Annotated in this window: 17 protein-coding genes; 1 reads left to right on the top strand and 16 read right to left on the bottom strand. The window is 32.3% G+C overall.

Annotation, left to right across the window (positions count from 1 at the left end):
• Positions 1 to 16: 16 nt before the first annotated feature.
• From Q0783_RS04420 to Q0783_RS04490, 15 genes are all read right to left on the bottom strand, one after another.
• The gene (locus Q0783_RS04420; RefSeq protein WP_298893578.1) at positions 17 to 775 is read right to left on the bottom strand and encodes a VTC domain-containing protein; all 759 of its coding nucleotides are present in this window, start codon (positions 773 to 775) and stop codon (positions 17 to 19) included.
• A complete protein-coding gene (locus Q0783_RS04425) occupies positions 775 to 3,333 on the bottom strand; it encodes a right-handed parallel beta-helix repeat-containing protein (protein ID WP_298893581.1) in 2,559 nt (852 codons plus the stop codon). Before Q0783_RS04425 ends, Q0783_RS04420 begins: the two co-directional genes overlap by 1 nt.
• A 16-nt stretch (positions 3,334 to 3,349) precedes the next feature.
• The gene (locus tag Q0783_RS04430) at positions 3,350 to 4,213 is read right to left on the bottom strand and encodes a metallophosphoesterase (protein WP_298893583.1); all 864 of its coding nucleotides are present in this window, start codon (positions 4,211 to 4,213) and stop codon (positions 3,350 to 3,352) included.
• Positions 4,213 to 4,812: an inorganic diphosphatase gene (locus Q0783_RS04435; RefSeq protein WP_298893585.1), complete on the bottom strand. Its 600-nt coding sequence runs from the start codon at positions 4,810 to 4,812 to the stop codon at positions 4,213 to 4,215. The genes Q0783_RS04430 and Q0783_RS04435 overlap by 1 nt, the downstream gene beginning before the upstream one ends.
• A 7-nt stretch (positions 4,813 to 4,819) precedes the next feature.
• Positions 4,820 to 5,866 (bottom strand): GDP-L-fucose synthase, encoded by a 1,047-nt coding sequence (locus Q0783_RS04440; RefSeq protein ID WP_298893587.1) that lies wholly within the window; start codon positions 5,864 to 5,866, stop codon positions 4,820 to 4,822.
• Positions 5,859 to 7,232 carry an SGNH/GDSL hydrolase family protein gene (locus Q0783_RS04445; protein ID WP_298893589.1) on the bottom strand — a complete coding sequence of 458 codons (1,374 nt, stop codon included), beginning with the start codon at positions 7,230 to 7,232 and terminating at the stop codon, positions 5,859 to 5,861. The genes Q0783_RS04440 and Q0783_RS04445 overlap by 8 nt, the downstream gene beginning before the upstream one ends.
• Complete coding sequence (gmd, locus tag Q0783_RS04450; RefSeq protein WP_298893590.1) at positions 7,232 to 8,350, bottom strand: GDP-mannose 4,6-dehydratase; 1,119 nt, start codon at positions 8,348 to 8,350, stop codon at positions 7,232 to 7,234. Before gmd ends, Q0783_RS04445 begins: the two co-directional genes overlap by 1 nt.
• A gap of 106 nt (positions 8,351 to 8,456) precedes the next feature.
• Complete coding sequence (rfbD, locus tag Q0783_RS04455) at positions 8,457 to 9,311, bottom strand: dTDP-4-dehydrorhamnose reductase (RefSeq protein WP_298893591.1); 855 nt, start codon at positions 9,309 to 9,311, stop codon at positions 8,457 to 8,459.
• On the bottom strand, positions 9,301 to 9,852 hold the full coding sequence (gene rfbC / locus Q0783_RS04460) for a dTDP-4-dehydrorhamnose 3,5-epimerase (RefSeq protein ID WP_298893592.1): 552 nt from the start codon (positions 9,850 to 9,852) through the stop codon (positions 9,301 to 9,303). The genes rfbD and rfbC overlap by 11 nt, the downstream gene beginning before the upstream one ends.
• Before the next feature lie 5 nt (positions 9,853 to 9,857).
• On the bottom strand, positions 9,858 to 10,712 hold the full coding sequence (rfbA, locus tag Q0783_RS04465) for a glucose-1-phosphate thymidylyltransferase RfbA (RefSeq protein WP_298755443.1): 855 nt from the start codon (positions 10,710 to 10,712) through the stop codon (positions 9,858 to 9,860).
• Positions 10,712 to 11,740 carry a dTDP-glucose 4,6-dehydratase gene (gene rfbB, locus Q0783_RS04470; protein ID WP_298893593.1) on the bottom strand — a complete coding sequence of 343 codons (1,029 nt, stop codon included), beginning with the start codon at positions 11,738 to 11,740 and terminating at the stop codon, positions 10,712 to 10,714. The genes rfbA and rfbB overlap by 1 nt, the downstream gene beginning before the upstream one ends.
• Positions 11,718 to 12,773 carry a hypothetical protein gene (locus Q0783_RS04475; protein WP_298893595.1) on the bottom strand — a complete coding sequence of 352 codons (1,056 nt, stop codon included), beginning with the start codon at positions 12,771 to 12,773 and terminating at the stop codon, positions 11,718 to 11,720. The genes rfbB and Q0783_RS04475 overlap by 23 nt, the downstream gene beginning before the upstream one ends.
• A gap of 8 nt (positions 12,774 to 12,781) precedes the next feature.
• Positions 12,782 to 14,470, bottom strand: coding sequence for a hypothetical protein (locus Q0783_RS04480; RefSeq protein ID WP_298893597.1), 1,689 nt, complete (start codon positions 14,468 to 14,470; stop codon positions 12,782 to 12,784).
• 28 nt (positions 14,471 to 14,498) lie between these two features.
• Positions 14,499 to 16,001 carry a GH3 auxin-responsive promoter family protein gene (locus Q0783_RS04485; protein ID WP_298893599.1) on the bottom strand — a complete coding sequence of 501 codons (1,503 nt, stop codon included), beginning with the start codon at positions 15,999 to 16,001 and terminating at the stop codon, positions 14,499 to 14,501.
• Entirely contained in the window at positions 16,001 to 16,867 is an 867-nt protein-coding gene (locus Q0783_RS04490; RefSeq protein ID WP_298893600.1) for a M23 family metallopeptidase, read from the bottom strand. Before Q0783_RS04490 ends, Q0783_RS04485 begins: the two co-directional genes overlap by 1 nt.
• Positions 16,868 to 16,982: 115 nt before the next feature.
• On the opposite strand from Q0783_RS04490, the gene tatA reads away from it, so the two are divergent.
• On the top strand, positions 16,983 to 17,174 hold the full coding sequence (tatA, locus tag Q0783_RS04495) for a twin-arginine translocase TatA/TatE family subunit (protein WP_298755457.1): 192 nt from the start codon (positions 16,983 to 16,985) through the stop codon (positions 17,172 to 17,174).
• A gap of 55 nt (positions 17,175 to 17,229) precedes the next feature.
• Here tatA and Q0783_RS04500 read toward each other — a convergent pair whose 3' ends face one another.
• Positions 17,230 to 18,204: a DUF4837 family protein gene (locus Q0783_RS04500; protein ID WP_298893602.1), complete on the bottom strand. Its 975-nt coding sequence runs from the start codon at positions 18,202 to 18,204 to the stop codon at positions 17,230 to 17,232.
• Positions 18,205 to 18,207 lie beyond the last annotated feature (3 nt).

The raw sequence follows: 18,207 nt of genomic DNA on the forward strand, positions 1-18,207 counted from the left end.
TATAATATTAATAGTTTTATTGTGGAAATTGTTTTATTGTATTTACTCCGTTAACGTATTTCGAGTTTTTATTTAATCTGAAAGGAAACTGTGTTGAAATTTTATGAGCTCGGTCGTCATCTAACAAGCCATATTTTAACTCCACTATTTTATTTTCATCAGAAGCTGGCGCAAAATTAAAATTATTAAAACGTTTATCAATTTTATGATAAAGTAATTTATAATCTAATGTCACTCTAAATTTATTATCAGCAGACATAAAGTAACGTCTAGAATATGAATTGAGTAATGTTGGTGTTACCATTTTAACCGATTCTAAAATTGGAAGCGGTAATTCGGAGGCTTTGAAAATATTTTGAATTTTAGTGCTGTCAAAATCGTTGTCCAGTACAAATGGCTTTAATTTATAAGACCATTTATCACCTACATGACCCTTTTTAATTTTAATTTCTAGTACTGGTTTTTTTATTTCGCCAAAGGTCTCGCCATACCATCTAATTCTAATCTTCTTTCTATCTGAAACACCTAGCACATTGTCTAGATAATCATTATAACCAGCTGTATCAAAATAAATGTTATTGACTTGACGCAAATGAAAGACTTCTCTAAAAAGCGCTTTATTACGCTTGATATATTGCTCTATTGTTTTTAAAGAGAACTTATCTGGAACCGTAAACTTTCGTTCATATCTAAAATTGTGATCTTTTTCGATATAATGAAGCTCTTCGCTATTTGCGATTTCCTTAGCTTGTTCTATAAATTCATTTGTCATCATTATTGAGGCGTATTTCTTGTTTCGGCACTACTTCTTCCAAACTCTACACCATACATTCTGTCTTTTACATTTTGAGTAGTTTCTATTTTTTGATTGTCAACAAAAAGAGACGATGAACTTTCTATCAAGTATTTTGTCTCTATACCTGTCATTAAAATACCATTAACCGTAATCTTGGAAGGACCAAATTCGGGTTTCTTTTGAAAAGCAGTAAACCCTAATTTGGTGTTTGAAATTTTTAAATTTTTAGCATCAACTACAGATAAATCTTTTCCTGCCACAGCAATTTCACTGTTTGAAATTTCAACGGTATCTATAGTCATTTTACTGTTTTCTCCTGCGCTCAACCCTTTATCTCCAGCATTAGATATGATAACATTTCTAATAATGAGGTCTGATCCCGAAACATCAATAGCATCGTTTCCTAAATAATCAAATTGACAGTTTGATATGGTTCCTTTAACAAAGTCGCCATCAAATGCATCAGATTGTGTATTGGAAATAGCCACTTGATTCATGGTGAATTTTGCTCTTACAATATTTAAAGCGTCTTCGCATTTATTATTTTTCACTGCAACAAACTCTAAATCTACAGGAGACTCATAAAATGTCACAGCGCCTGTTACACCCCAACTTCCATGTGTAGGGTTTCGCAATTGATCAAAAACAACATGCTTTAATGTGGATTGTCTTTGTTCACTTAGTACCAAAAGCCCTTGACCTCTTTGATCAGACGAGTATACTTTAATTGGATTTTCAGCAGTACCTATAAAACGCAATGGTGCATGCGAAATAATTTTGCCGCCTTCTATTATATTGACAATAGTACCTGGCTTTAATTTAAACGTATAGTTTTTTTGTATGACTAAAGGTGCTGATACAACAACAGAGTCTTTAGAAAAACTAATTTCCTTTTTTCCATCATCAACAACAATGTTTTTATGATTGTTAATATACGCTGGAGTTCTAAATAAATCGTCATCCACCTCATCCATTTTTTGATATGGAATAATTGAAGACGCGTACGTTTTATTAACTCCTGAAATACGATATTTCATATTAAGTTCATAAATATGTCTAGGCAAAATGAAACCTACAACCTTTTTCTTTTTACTAACAAACAAGTTTTCAAAACTTCTTGGTAGGTTAATTACGATCGTATCCTTTACATTACTTGCGATTTGAATACCAGGGTTTAATTTGGTAATGGTTTTCTTGTTCTTATGACTTAACTCTAAAATATCAATTGCATAATTAGAGGTGTTAAAAACAGAAAGTATCATCCTGTTTTTATCAATTGAAATCAACTCAGACTTCAATGCTGTTGAAGGATTTAAGCTTTTACTAAGCGCTCTTTGATTAGCTCTAATAAGATCAAAATCAAACACATGTTTAGGGTCTTTATTATTTATCAAAGCCATTTCATTTTTAAACTCTATATTGTCTTTGATAAGTGTTGCTTTTAGATCTATTTGTGATACCTCATCAACCGCAGAAGCATAAACCTGAAGATAATTTTGATCTTTTATTTCAGACGCTTTTAAATACGTTAGTGTCTTTTCTTTAGGGCAATTTGAAGTTGTATGAAAAGGTTCTAAAACCCCATTGCCTTCATTAAATATAAAATAAGCTGCTGCTGGACAATCTTCAGAAAAAATCGGTTTTAAAGCATTGTAAAGTGCCAACTTATCGATATCAAAAACAAGCTCAAAAGCTAGATCTTCATTGAGGTACTTATCAAAAAGAGCTTCAGCTTCTTTGCTTCTTTCTCCAGTAAACTCAATCTGCTTTAAAAGTGTTTTATCTTTTTTATTGAACTTATTCCAAAATCCTTTAGGTCTGGTTATTTTGACCAAAGAAGCTTTGTTTGTTAACATAAAATCATCGATCGATTCATAGAAACGAGACACTTTATTGTTATTTGCTTCGAGGTAACTTGGTAAGTACTTTATCTCATACTTTTTTAGTTGCTTTGTAAATAATGATGTGAAAAGTGTTGGTTTTTTCTCTATATCATTTTGTTTGACATTTGATAATGTCTTTAATTCATCTAGTGGTTTAAAAGGCGATAAAAGAACCGATTCCCATGGTTTATCTATTTTTCTTTTAATCTTATTTTTAATTACGAGTTTCTCTATATCTATTAGCGGAAGTGGTAATTTAAAAACACCGTAGGTCTTTTTTTTATGATTAAACAGCACAGCGTCATTTACTATTTCAAAAGTTAAAAACGCTTTATTGTCTTTTAATAAGGCCTTATTAGTTGGATAAAGTTCTATGGTAAAATCTGTTTTGACTTCATTTTCATCGGGAAAGGTTTTAAAAATCAATAGCTTTCGTATCGCAAAGTCTTCAAGCGTCGACGGAAAAAAAATAGAGTCATTCACCTCTGTATTAGCTATAAGAGCCGTTTCGTAATCACTAGGTATTGGTTTTAAATACGAATTAAACCCTTCAGATAAAGCGTAAGTCTTATGTTCACGATTAGATAAAGCTAATGCGATTAATAATAATACTATGGGAATCCCAATAATTAATTTTGAAATGTGCTTTTTCATTAAATGATTTTTAACCCTATTTTCTTTTAACGTAATCTTGCAGCTTTCCTAAGCCATTGATGTCATTTCCGTTTAAATGAATTAAACGAAAGCTAACGTTACCTTCTTTTGTTACATCAACGATAACAAAATTATCTCTTACACCTCCACCCATTCCGGTACTAACATAGGTAAGGTTCTTGTCTTTATAATAATCATATTCTATGATATGGTCTTTTTTGCGATGCTCTTTAGAAAATGACCCAACATCTCCGGCAAATAGATAAACTGGTTTGTTTAACTCTTTTAAAAGAGGTTCAATCTCAGACCAATAATTAATTTCTGGCGATTTATTAAACAATGAATTTGGAAATGGTTCTGGATACTTTCTTTTGTGCCACCAAATCATTTGATGCGTAAAAATAAATATTTTTTGTACTGTTTTTTCATTCGTTTTAATCGCGTTCTTTAAAAACGTTAATTGTTCTCCAGAAATATTCCATTCATCAATGTTTGGGTCAAGGATAATGAACAAACTTTTATTTTGAACAAAGCTACGGTACGATTTTCCAAATTTTTGTTCGAATTGTTCTAATGGTCCATCATGATTACCCCTTGCGATATATATAGGCATTTCAAAATTTGAAATATCCTTTTGTGCCTCAGGCCAAAAACTCCCTTGTCTAACCACATCTCCTAACAACACACCAAACTTCATGTTTTTTTGCTCGTTTACATAAGGGATTTTATCTTTAAATAAGTCGTATAGTCCTTTTTTATCTGCTTTATCTAAAGGGTTTCCATAGGCATGACCAGCAATAAAAAAAGAATAGCTCTCATTTTTGCTTGCCTTACAACTTATAAGGCTAAAGATTAATAATAAGATTCCTATTTTTTTCATTAATGGCTTTTATTTTTGTTTATCTCCTCCATTGCTTCTTTTTCATTTCCCCATCCTTCGATTTGCGTTTCATCAGATTTGTTATAATTTAAAAACCAGGTTTCGATCATGGTTTTAATTTCAGGAAAATCTGTAACAAACGTTTTGTAAGTATCTGCATTTATAATTTGATCTTCCTTAAGGCTAGGAATAGCTATAATTTTATAATCAATTTCTCCATCATCAATTAGTTTAAGCATAGCAATAGGAATGGTTTCCATTACTGTACCTGTTTTTACACTCTCAGAGAGTATCAAAACATCTAATGCATCTCCATCGCCTCCTGTTTTAGGGTCTGAAAAAGTAGAAGGTATAAAGCCATAATTTCCTAAGTAAGGTAAAAATGTAATGACTCTATCCTTTCCATTTTTTTTATCTATTTCAAAAGATTTGGTCTCCTTATTATACTCAAACTTTTTGTTGGTTCCTGCTGGGATTTCGATAACTGCATTCAATTTATTATTGCCTGAGAATGTAGCTAAATTATAATAATCTATTTGTTCTTCACAAGATATAAAAAGCACAGCAGCACAAAAAATAATTAACGTTCTTCCCAACATAGTCAACTTATTGATTTACATACCAGTTATACATCGTTTGTACTCCTTCTTTTAATTCCATTTTATGCTTCCATCCTAAACCATTGAGCTTTGATACATCGGTTAGTTTTCTTAAAGTTCCATCTGGTTTATTTGTATTAAAAACTAATTCTCCTTTATATCCAATAATACCTTTTATCAATTCAGCCAGTTCTTTTATAGAGATATCTTGCCCTGTACCTATGTTAATATGTGTATTTCGAATTTCTTTTTGGTTTTCGGAAAACGTGTCTTTAAAGTCTCTGTTTTCCATAATAAACACGCAGGCATCTGCCATATCTTTAGACCACAGGAACTCTCTTCGAGGTTGTCCTGTTCCCCAAATTTCAACACTGGTTTCAGACACTCCAAAAGAAGATAAATACGTTTTAGCTTCTTCTATGTTTGATAATCCAGTATCTGCTAACACCTCATCATAACATCCTTCGCTTAGTAATTTTGACAGATGGATCTTTCTAATTAACGCAGGAAGAACATGTGATTTTTCTAAATCGAAATTATCGTTAGGTCCATAGAGATTAGTTGGCATAACAGAAATAAAATTTGTGTTATACTGTAAATTATAGCTTTCACACATTTTAATTCCAGCTATCTTAGCAATAGCGTAAGGTTCATTTGTGTATTCTAAAGTATCTGTAAGAAGGTAATCTTCTTTCATTGGCTGAGGAGCCATTTTAGGATATATACAAGTGCTACCTAAAAATAACAACTTCTTGACCTTATTGACATAACTTTGATGAATCACATTATTTTGAATCATCATATTGTCATAGATAAAATCTGCTCTATAAACATTATTAGCAATGATACCACCAACTTTAGCAGCAGCTAGGAATACATATTCTGGTTTTTCGATTTTAAAAAACTCAGCAACTTTTTGCTGATCTGTAAGGTCTAACTCCTTATGAGTTCTAGTAATAATATTAGAATATCCTTTATGTTGAAGGTTTTCCAATAAAGCACTACCTACAAGTCCCCTGTGTCCTGCGATATAAATTTTTGAATCTTTATTCATTATTGCTTAAAAAGGGTTTAAATGCAATTAATTTTTTAATTTTTCTATCACCTTTCAATATGTTTAATTCCAATTGGTGGTTACCAACTAATCTGCTCTGATATAACACACATTTAGATTTATAATGTGGTATTACAATGGTATCTTTAGTATGTGTTTTTACCGAAAATTTTATTTTGAAATTTTGAGGTGTATGTTTTTTGATGATGTCTTCAATATTAAAAATATGAAAGTCTCCCTTTTCAATATGAATACGATTTGAATTGGACACAAAATTTAGATCTGAATGTCCAGACCCATCAAATCCTGTAAGGCTTCCATATAAACTATAGATAAACGTTTTATTGACTCTGTCAATATCAGTAATAGTAATGGTCCAATCTTCTTCTCTAGGCAAAGTAGGCCCTAAAGACACTCTTTTTATGGCAGGCATATGACTTTTAAACCCCTTTGACGGTCTTGTGACGTAATAAAACTCACGAAATGTTGAGGGTTTCTTTTTATCTATTAGCACTTCTACAACTATTGGTGTCTTTTCTTCTTGTTCATCCATGAACAGTTCAAGCCTATTACCAACAAATTCTGTTTTGATTTGTTTTGACTCATCGTCAATCAATATGTCTGTTCTCAACTCGTCATTTTCCTGATTATATATAGACTTAGGTTTACTTCTTAATTTAGATAAAATAATTTGTCTTAAAAGTTTATTTCCTTTAGCATTAGGATGCACATCTGGTTTAACCGTATTTCCAACAAGCTTATTTGCTTTGATATTATTGTGCTTTAAATATGCTCTCCAATAACGTCTTACATCTAAGAAACCACATTGATATTTTTCAGCAATCTTCTCAATTTCTTTAGAATCTTGGTCATGGGATTCATTAACAAATTTTAAATGCGATCTAGGAGTACTCCAAACATAATGATGATTAAGTAAGAGTATTTCAGAAGTCATTTTCTCTCTAATTCTTCTCACTAATGAATCGAGTAAACCATCTTTAATTCCTTCATAAGCATGGAATATGATCAAATCTGGGTTTTCATGAAAAAGATCATGTTCTGCTGTTTTAATAAGTAGAGGAACCGTAAAACCTCCAATTGCTTTTTGTTTAAAATTAATTGTCGTGTATGGATAAGTTTTCTCTAAGGAATCAATCAAAATAGCTGGTTTCATTCCGCCTATAATCGACTGACCATAAAAAAGCACACTAAGTTCTTTTGGGTTTTCTTTAGAACTACTGTGCAAAATACCAAGCGTTCTCTCAATTCCCTTATATCTTATTTCATTTTCTTTTTGAAAACCATAAGAATAGAAAGCAACAAAAAACACAATAGAAAAACAAAATGTAAGTTGCTTAAAGCCCATTACTCAAAGTAATTTTTAATTCTGTAACCGCCGTCTTTTAGGTACTGTTGTTTTTGCATTAATTTGATATCGCTAGACATCATATCTTCTACTAAAGCTGGAAGATCATATTTAGGAATCCATCCTAGTTTTTCTCTAGCTTTTGTTGCATCACCTACAAGTAGGTCAACCTCTGTTGGTCTGTAGTACTTTTCATCAACTGCAATAACTTCTTTACCAATTTCTATTTGATAGTCTGGATGATTACATGTTTTGATATAACCTTTTTCGTTTGATCCTTCTCCTTTAAATTCTAGTTCGATTCCAACGTGATCAAAACACATTCTAACAAAGTCTCTTACAGAAGTGGTTTTACCTGTAGCGATTACCCAATCTTCTGGAGTATCAGATTGTAATATCATCCACATCATTCTGATGTAATCTTTAGCATGTCCCCAATCTCTTTGAGCATTTAAGTTTCCGAGGTAAATTTTGTCTTGTAAGCCTAAAGCTATTCTTGAGGTTGCTCTTGTGATTTTTCGGGTCACAAATGTTTCTCCTCTAATTGGAGATTCGTGATTAAACAAAATACCATTACAAGCATAAATACCATAAGCTTCTCTATAGTTAACCGTAATCCAATACGCATACATTTTTGCAACTGCATATGGGCTCCTTGGGTAAAACGGTGTGGTCTCTGTTTGAGGTACTTCTTGAACTTTACCGTATAGTTCAGACGTAGAGGCCTGATAAATTCTTGTCGACTTCTCTAAACCGAGTATTCTAATCGCTTCTAAAAGTCTAAGGGTTCCTAAACCATCGGCGTTTGCTGTATATTCTGGTGTTTCGAAAGACACATGAACATGGCTCATTGCGGCTAAATTATATATCTCATCAGGTTTTACATCTTGAATGATTCTAATGAGGTTTGTACTATCGGTTAGATCACCATAGTGTAAGAAAAAGTTCTGATCTTCCTCATGAGGATCTTGATACAAGTGATCAATTCTAGCTGTATTGAATAAAGATGACCTTCTTTTAACGCCATGAACAATATATCCTTTCTTTAATAGGAACTCACTTAAATAAGCCCCATCTTGACCTGTTACGCCTGTAATTAATGCTATTTTTTTCTGCATTTCTTCTATTTAAAACATTAAATTAATCCTTTTTTTGGATAGGTTTAATAATCTGCAAATGTATGATTTTTGTTGCTATTTATCACACCATAAACTACGCTTAATCCTAAGATAAGCTTTTAATGACCTCATCAACACTTACTTTCCAGTGATTAAGTGGTTTTTTAGTGACCTGTTCTACTTTTTTTGTGCTAAGCACACTATACAATGGCCTTTTAGCTTTAGAGGGATAATCTTTTATAGGAGAGACATTTGACGTTTTATCTAAAAGTTGCGCTATATGCAATGCAAGACCATACCATGTTGTTTCACCTTCGGCAGAAAAATGATAGGTTCCAAAATTGCTCACTCTATTAATGATTAAAAACGTTATAAAATTTGATAAATCAACACAACTAGTAGGTGTCCCTTTTTGAGAAGTGATCACTGTTAGCTTCTCATCGTTTTTAAGCTTATTAAAAATTGTCTTTACAAAGTTCTTGTTGAATTTTGAATACAGCCAAGACGTTCTGATAATAAAATGGTTGTCTAGCTGTTTTCTGATATGCTCTTCTCCAAAAAGTTTTGATGCACCATAATTATTTATTGGGTGCGTTGGGTCATCTTCATTATAAGGACGTGTACTTTGACCATCAAAAACATAATCTGTAGATATATGAATGAGTATTATGTTATAGGTTTTACAATTCTCTGCCAAACTTTTTACTGCATTGGCATTAATATCTATTGCTATTTCCGTTTCGCTTTCTGCTAGATCTACATTTGTATATGCTGCACAATTAATACAATAGTCAAAGTCATTCGTTTCAAAAAAAAGCGTTAGACTTTTGCTGTTAGTAATATCTAATTCAGACTTTTCAACAAAAACAAAGTCAATTAATTTGGTAAAATTAGTTGAGAGATCTCTAATCGTTTTACCTAATTGACCATTAGCACCAGTAACTAAAACTTTACTTTTCATTTAAATACTCTGAAAGTGATGGTAATTCTTTATCTTTTTCCGAGAGGATGGCATCGTCTTCAGAAATTCCCCAGTCAATATTTAAATCTTTATCATTAAATATAAGTCCTCTTTCTGAAGGTTGGTGGTAAAAATTATCACATTTGTAATTAATAATCGTGTTGTCTTTCAATACTACAAAACCATGAGCAAAACCTTTAGGCACGAATAATTGCTTTTTGTTGTCTTGGTTTAATTCTATTGAAAAAGATTGACCAAAAGTTGGTGACTCTTCTCGAAGGTCTACGCAAACATCAATGACTGCTCCTTGAACAACACGCACAAGTTTTGATTGTTCATAATTCCCAACCTGAAAATGCAGACCTCTTAGGACATTTTTAGATGATTTAGATTCATTATCTTGAACAAAATCTATAGTCATTCCTGTTTCTTTTTGGAATTTTTTTGCATTAAAACTTTCAAAAAAATAACCTCTATTATCTTCAAATACTTGAGGTTTTATAACATAACAGTCTTTCAGATGTGTTTCTTCTACTACCATTACAGCTATAAATTTTGTAAATATTCTCCATAACCACTTTTAAGTAATGGTTCGGCTAATTTAGTAAGTTGAGCCCTATCAATAAATCCCATTTTATAGGCAGTTTCTTCGATACACCCTATTTTTAATCCTTGTCGCTCTTCAATAACCTGTACAAATTGAGATGCTTGCATCAAGGAGTTAAATGTTCCTGTGTCTAACCAGGCAGTACCTTTATCTAAAATTTGAACATTCAAATTTCCTTGTTCTAGATAGGTTTTATTTACATCGGTGATTTCTAATTCGCCTCGTGCACTTGGTTTTATGTTTTTAGCTATTTCAATCACAGAATTATCGTAAAAATAAATACCTGGAACTGCATAATTTGATTTAGGTTGAGTAGGTTTTTCTTCTATTGAAAGTGCTTTATTGTTTTCATCAAAATCTACCACACCATAACGTTGAGGGTCTTGAACATGGTAGGCGAAAATAATACCTCCATCAATATTGTTGAGTTGTCTTAGTTTTTCTTCTAATCCTGAGCCATAAAAAATATTGTCTCCTAAAATTAGTGCTACTTTATCATCGCCTACAAATGACTCACCAATAATAAAGGCTTCTGCAAGACCATTTGGGTTTTCTTGAACCTCATATTTAAAAACACAACCATAGTCTTCTCCATTACCAAGTAATTCTTTAAATCTCGGTGTGTCTTTTGATGTTGAAATAATTAAAATCTCCCTAATACCAGCCGACATTAATGTTGTTAATGGATAGTAAATCATTGGCTTATCATATACTGGCATTAATTGTTTGCTTACGACCCTTGTTAATGGATGTAATCGTGTACCAGAACCTCCTGCTAAAATAATTCCTTTCATTAGTTGTTGTATTTATCTAGATACCAATCAATTGTTTTTTTGATTCCTGTTTCAAAATTTTCATCGGCTTTCCATCCTAATTCATCTTCAATTTTAGATGCGTCTATAGCATATCTAAAGTCGTGTCCAGGTCTATCTTTAACAAATGCTATTTGCTCTTTGTAAGATTGCTCTTTAGGCTGTAACTCATCTAGAATCTCACATATTTTATGAGCGATATATAAATTATCTCTTTCGTTACGACCTCCTATATTGTAAGTCTCTCCAGAAGTCCCTTTTTGAAATACTAAATCTATTCCTTTACAATGATCAAGCACATACAACCAATCTCTAATGTTTTTTCCATCACCATATATTGGAATTTGCTCTCCACTTATAGCTTTTCTAATTATGGTTGGTATCAGTTTTTCATTGTGTTGTTTTGGTCCATAATTGTTAGAGCAATTAGTGGTAACTACATTCATTCCGTAGGTGTGAAAATAACTCCTTACAATGAAATCAGAAGACGCTTTAGAAGCACTATACGGACTATTAGGAGCATATGATGTTTCTTCAGTAAATAAACCTGTTTCGCCTAAAGTACCATAAACCTCATCGGTAGAAATATGATGAAAACGCTTAGACTCACATCCTTCTTTAAATTGATGAGAACCTTCCATCCAGTGTTTTTTCGCTACATCTAAAAGATTGAATGTTCCAATGATATTGGTTTTTATAAATTCGTCAGGCTTTTCAATAGAATTGTCTACATGAGACTCTGCCGCAAAATGAATAACGGCATCAAAATCATGTGTTTTAAAAAGGCTTTCTATTAAATCTCTATCACATATATCACCTTTAACGAACATATAGTTATCATGCGTAGAAATCTCTTTTAAATTAGAAAGCTCACCTGCGTAAGTGAGCTTGTCTAAATTTATAACTTTTACAGTGTTGTAACTTTCTAAAAAATACGGAATAAAATTAGACCCAATAAAACCTGCGCCTCCAGTAATTAAGATTGTTTTATCCTTCATATTCTTTTGCATATTTTATTACTTTAATAGCAAAATACATTAGAAATAAAATAATGATAGCTAATCCAGGTAAAATTAAAGTATATCGCTTTTGTATGTCGTTTGAAACCAATCCAATTTCTGAAAAATTTGTGATGACATCATAATATACACTTTCTTCAATTTTAAGCTCATCTAATACTCTAATAGAATCCCTTATTGCCATTTCATTTATAAATAAATCGTATTCTTTTGTTTTAGTACGTTCTTGTGTTAATGGCAGGAGACCTTCAACTCCAATGGCCATAGAACCATTTTCTGACTCCTGTTTTAAAATTCCCAAATAGACAGCTTGCAAAGAATCTATTTTTTCTAAGTCGCTTATATAAGTTGCTTTTTTAATGGCTATTGTCGAGTCTCTAACACGCATGAGTTTTTTTGAATACTCATTGTTAAATGTTGTATTGAAACCGTTTGATAGGTTTTTAAAAATATCTCTTTTGCTAGATTCTACTTTGATACTATAAACATCACTAGAATATAAATCTCTATTTTCAACGAAGTCTTCAAAACTTACATCTTGTGCTCGAACACTATCTATTGATTTGGCATATTCATCATATTCCTGTATTAATTGATTTTCGGTTTCGGGACCAATATCAATTTCAAACTTTTTGATTGTTTTTATATCCTCTTCAGAAATATCAAATATGTTGGCTAAACTAGAATAGTTCTCACTATCCAACAAAGAGTTGTAATAATCAATATTAGAAACCAATTGATATTTTGAGTTAAAATAAGGCTTAACAAGCATTTCAGAGTAAAACACTGGTTCTTTCATTTTTTCTAAGCCAAAACCAATTAACAAAGCAGCCAAAATCACAATAGAAATCAATTTAAAGTTTTCTATAACTGCTTTAATTAGATAAATAATTGATGAATAAACAGCTTTTAAGATTCCTGATATAAAACCAAATATCTTATTAAAGAAATTTCCAATTGCGTTGAATAAAACCCCTAAATCAACTTCTTCGTTAGGATTATTATTAGGTAAATTTTCACTCATATCTGTAATTATTTAAATATCTGTTGTAATATTTTTCTTGTTATTAAATACGTTGGTCTTACACCTGATGTGCCTAAACCTCCAGAGGCTAATGTACTCCCTGTTTCTAGAGGGTTGTCACTAGCATAGTAAGCATATCTTACTTTAACATCTGGATTGATACTTCCTCTAACTTTAGAAGCTGCTTGAATAGCTTTTTGATAATGTGCTCCTTCCATTTCAAGTCCGATGACATTCCAAGTTGAATTGTAAAAGAACTTTAAAATTTCCTTGTTCTGAAGAGAGGTTCCTAATACTGTAATCATTGCGCCTTCATAAACATCAACACCTTGGCCTTCAAGATCGGTCTTGCATAATTCGTTTTCAAATGGGTAATTATCTGCAGTCCCCTCGAATATGTGCGCAGATGGGATCATAATATCGCCTTTCCCTCCTTCTAAAATACCTGCTTTCCCCATGATAGAAACCGACTCTACATTAAGATGTACTTTGTCTCCATCAACTTTATAAGGTTTCAATAATTCATCTATAGTTTCGTAGGCCTGCTCTCCAAAAGCATAGTCCATTACAAATATCACAGGTTTTTCTTCATTTTTAAATGAATCTCCAATTTCGATATCTGTTTTTGAAAAATCTATTTTTTCCGTATCAAAAATCTGAACGTCAATGTTGGTTCCTGAAGTATCTTTAATATACGTCATTCCTCTCTGCAACGCTTCTTTACTGATTTTATTGCGTAAGGTTTCATTTTCTTTTTGGCTTATTGCCTCATAGACTTCAAATATATCTTTTTTAGCCGTTAAGTTTTTAAGTGCTATTGGTGCAAATATTGAATTCATTACACTATGCATATTAGCACTTATCACATGAATTGGTCTACGTAAAAGATTGTTTTGGTGTAGCACCTCTTTTATATTATCTGCCCAAATTTCACCATGAATGTGATGCCCTAGCCGTTCTCTCAATACAGGACTAAACGTCACAGTTCTCTTATTGTTATTAATCACTTCTTCGATAGCAAGTTTTCCTAACCAATATACGATATGAAGTAGTCGTTCTGGCTTTATTTTAGTAGTAAATAATGCATGTGCATTTGTTAATTCTTGAAATGTTCTTCCTAAAATATTTGCAGTATGAGTGATCGCAATTTCACGTTCTTGTTGTGTCAATTTCTTTTTAGAAAGTACTGCTTTTTCAAGTTTAACCCAATCTCGAGTCGTAGCACCATCTTCGTTTATTAAAACACGCTTACTTATTTTGTGAGACTCTACAAATAAAAATGTTAAGTGAGTAAGGATATCATAAATTTCAGATCGTCCTCTAGTAATCTCAATATTCATCTGTTCGTCATCTATTCGATAACAATTACGACGCCTTTTAGGAGGTATAATAGGTTTGAAATGTGAGCTTCCATAACCTTCATCGCTAGTAAGATTAATAAATGTACATTCTTCAATACCTTCAGGGAGTCGATCGATCACATATAACAAGCCTTCTAATTCGGCTTTTTCTTCGGCAATAGAACCATATATTTCAGGTCGTAATAACAATAGGGATTCTCTAAGAGTCTCTCCCGATACTCCCATAGGTTTATAAAAACCACGATTAAACAAGTGTCTCATCGTAACATACATTCTTTCAATAGCATTCGAGCTCTCTTGGGCTCTCGTTCTTTCATGATGTTTCTTTTTACTCATACGCATAGGTTTGCGCACAAATATAGCACTATTTAGTTAATTTTTGAACGTATAAAGCATCTGCAATTTTTCTATCGTTTGATAGTCTCGGAATCTTATTTTGTCCACCTAATTTTCCAATGGATTTCATATAATCTTGGAATCCGTTTTTTTGTACAGTCGTCACCTTTAGTGGTTGAAGTACTTTTCCAACGATAAGATCATAATAATAACTGTTTTGTTCTTGTAAAGACTTATCTATTTTATTGGCAAGATCCGACAGGTTTTCAGGTTCATTTTCAAACTCGATAAACCATTCATGAAACGGTAATCCAGAGTTAGGATTAATTTGAGGTGCAACAGTAAATTCAGTAACACTAATTAATGATGATGCTATAGCCTCTTGAAGTGCCTGCTCAACCTCCTTCCCTATAACATGTTCTCCAAATGCTGAAATAAAATGTTTTATTCTTCCAGATACTATAACTCTGTAAGGTTTGGTCGATGTAAACTCGACTGTATCTCCAATATTGTAAGCCCAAAGCCCTGCGTTGGTAGATATAATCATAACATAATTGACACCAACTTCTACATCTGCAATTGTGATTCGTTTAGGGTTTTCATCAAAGAATGTATCCGCTTCTATAAACTCATAAAACATTCCAGAGTTTAATTGTAGTAACATTCCTTTTTCGTTTTGTCTGTCTTGAAAAGCAAAAAAACCTTCACTTGCTGGGTATAGTTCTATACTGTCTACTTTTTTTCCGATGAGATTTTCAAATTTAGATCTGTAGGGTTCGTAATTAACACCACCAAAAATGAATAGGTTGAAGTTTTTAAAAACATCTCCAACTTTTTGTCCTGTTTTGTGCTGGATTTTCTCAAAATACATTTGCACCCAAGATGGTATTCCTGAAATTACCGTCATATTTTCTGGTAAGGTTTCTTCTACAATAGCTTCTACTTTGGTTTCCCAGTCATCTATACAATTTGTTTCTAGTGAGGGCATTCTGTTTTTTTGAAGATATTTAGGAACGTAATGCGCTACAATTCCTGAAAGGCGTCCAAGTTGAATCCCGTTTTTCTCCTCTAAAACAGGGCTGCCTTGCAAAAAAATCATCTTTCCATTAACAAACTTACTATTTCCTGTTTCGGCAATGTACATCAAAATAGCATTGCGAGCAGCTTCAACATGAGTTGGCATACTCTCCTTTGTTAACGGAATATATTTTGCTCCCGATGTTGTCCCTGAGGTTTTGGCAAAGTAAAGCGGTTTCCCTTTCCAAAGCACATCTTCTTCACCAGCCACCACCTTATCTACATAAGGTTTTAAGGCTTCATAATCTCTAATAGGAACACGCTCTATAAAATCTTGATGTGTGTTTATAGATTTAAAGTCGTGGTCTTTACCAAACTTAGTATGACTTGCTTCTTTTATTAATTTCTGAAAGACTTTTTTTTGAGTTTCAATAGGTTTGCTTGACCATTTTAAAATGGTCTTCCTAACATTTTTTGCAAATAGTTTTGCTAGTTTAGGCTTTAATGATATCATTAATTAAAATCTATAAATTGAGTCGGATTTACCGGATATCCTTTTTGCCATAGCTCAAAATGCAAATGAGGCCCTGTGGTTAGCTCTCCTGTATTTCCTGCCATAGCAATAACTTCACCAGATTTCACCAAATCTCCTTGTTGTTTAGTGATTGAAGCATTGTGTTTATATACTGAAATGAGTTCGTAACTATGCTCAATAATAACCACATAACCTGTCTCTGCTGTCCATTCAGCGAAAATTACTGTACCATCAGCAGTGGCTTTTACTGGTGTGTCTTTTGCTACAACCACATCAACTGCAAAGTGCTTTTCCCTTAAATTGTAACCTTCGGAAATGGTACCGTTTACTGGTGGAAATAAGACAAAATTTGAGGACGAAATATTAGATTCAAATACATTATACTTATCTTCTTTATCAACTAAGTCTCTTAATATGGAATCTTCCTTTGTTGGAACCAAATCTAAATCGTTAGGGTCTATTGTAGAGGCGTCAATAATGGAGTCTCTATTAAATTCAACTGTACTAACATCTCCTGTAAGTACTTTTTTTATTGACGTATAATACTGTTCATTGAGATTAATAACTTGTTGTAGCGAATCGGTTTTATAATTTAAAACTGTTGCTTGTTTTTTAAGAGCTGTAGAAGAATAGCCTGGTATATACTCTTTCAAAGATGTAAATGCTATTAAAAAAATAGTACCAGCTATCAATAAAATGGTGCCTAAAGATAAAATAACAAATACATTGAGTCGTGTTAATTTTATAGCAAAACGTTCTTCAAAAGTATCTTCATTTAAAACAACTAAACGATACTTGTGAAGTAATTTTTTTGAAAATTTTTTTTCTTTATTTTTTTTGGCCATAAGACTACAAAATTAAATAAAATTACTCCAAGTTAGTGGGATGGGTCTTAAAGTTTAAATTTAAACGTTTTGTTTGAAGTTTAATTATTAAATTTGCAGTTCAAAATAATATATTATGATATCAAGTTCAATTTTTTTAGGAATGCCAGGATACGGTTCAATCATATTGATCGTTGTGGTTGTATTACTTTTATTTGGAGGAAAGAAAATTCCTGAACTTATGAGAGGTCTAGGAAGCGGTATTAAAGAATTTAAAGACGCTAGTAAAGAAGATGATAACTCATCTACTGCAGATAAAAAAGAATAGTAAAATCTCTATTAATAAAAAAAAAGCCAACATTTGATGTTGGCTTTTTTTTTATTTATTTTATTCGTAATGATTTTATAATGGACTCGAGTTCAAAAACATAATCTCTCTTTTGTACTGAAGGTGCAAAAACATAACCTTCAATAACAACATATCTATCATTCACTTTGTCTTCTATTGCATAGTTGATAAATGGTCCAGACATAAAGGCATTTTTTAAATCCCATAGCCCTTTAGTCTCAAAAGCTGGCTTGTTATCTACAATGGCTTCACTTATAAAAGGTGTGAAATGTTGATCGGTTCCCATAAAAGAACCTTCAAGAGCGCCTTCGATATGAATTTTTCCAATCGAGTCTCTCACTTTAATAACATCTAAAACCGTACTGTCGCCTTTTCTTATGGACGACAAAGGGACTTCATAAACCATTAAATCTACATTACCCGTTTCAATATCTCTTCTAATCCAGAAAAAATCGCCATCAGATTTAGCAATTCTGTAAGCCGATGGGAATTTAAGTGAAACACCGAGTTGTTTCTCTAATTGAGCATCATTAAATAAGGATTTAGATGTTCTACGTTGTCTTTCGGTAATTTCAGTTTTTTTGAAAGCATCTACAATTTTTGGAGCGTTTGCTTTAATTTCTGCTATGATTTCTGCATTAGTTTGTCCTGAAATAACGACCATTGTTTGTGGAGTCGCATAAGCATCTTTTGCTATTTTGGTCGCGGCTTCTTTTCCTTTTTCTATTTTTAAAACTGTCCTATTTTTTTTTGCAAACCCAGAAAACACTTGTGTAGGCATTTGGCTCATTGTGAATTGAGGCTCTTCATTAGATAGTCCTTCTACTGGAGCTGCTAGTACATCTCTAATAGCATCTCCAACTTTGCCATCCCACAAAAGATTGTCTGAAACAACAACAACACTATTAATATTTCCAGATGATTTACCAACGAAACGTTTCTGGTTTTCATCCTCACAAGAATTAAATAAAGTAATAACTAACAGCAGGCTTAATGCTTTTTTTATCATGTC

This window comes from uncultured Psychroserpens sp., assembly GCF_947500255.1.
In the GTDB taxonomy this organism is placed as follows: domain Bacteria; phylum Bacteroidota; class Bacteroidia; order Flavobacteriales; family Flavobacteriaceae; genus Psychroserpens.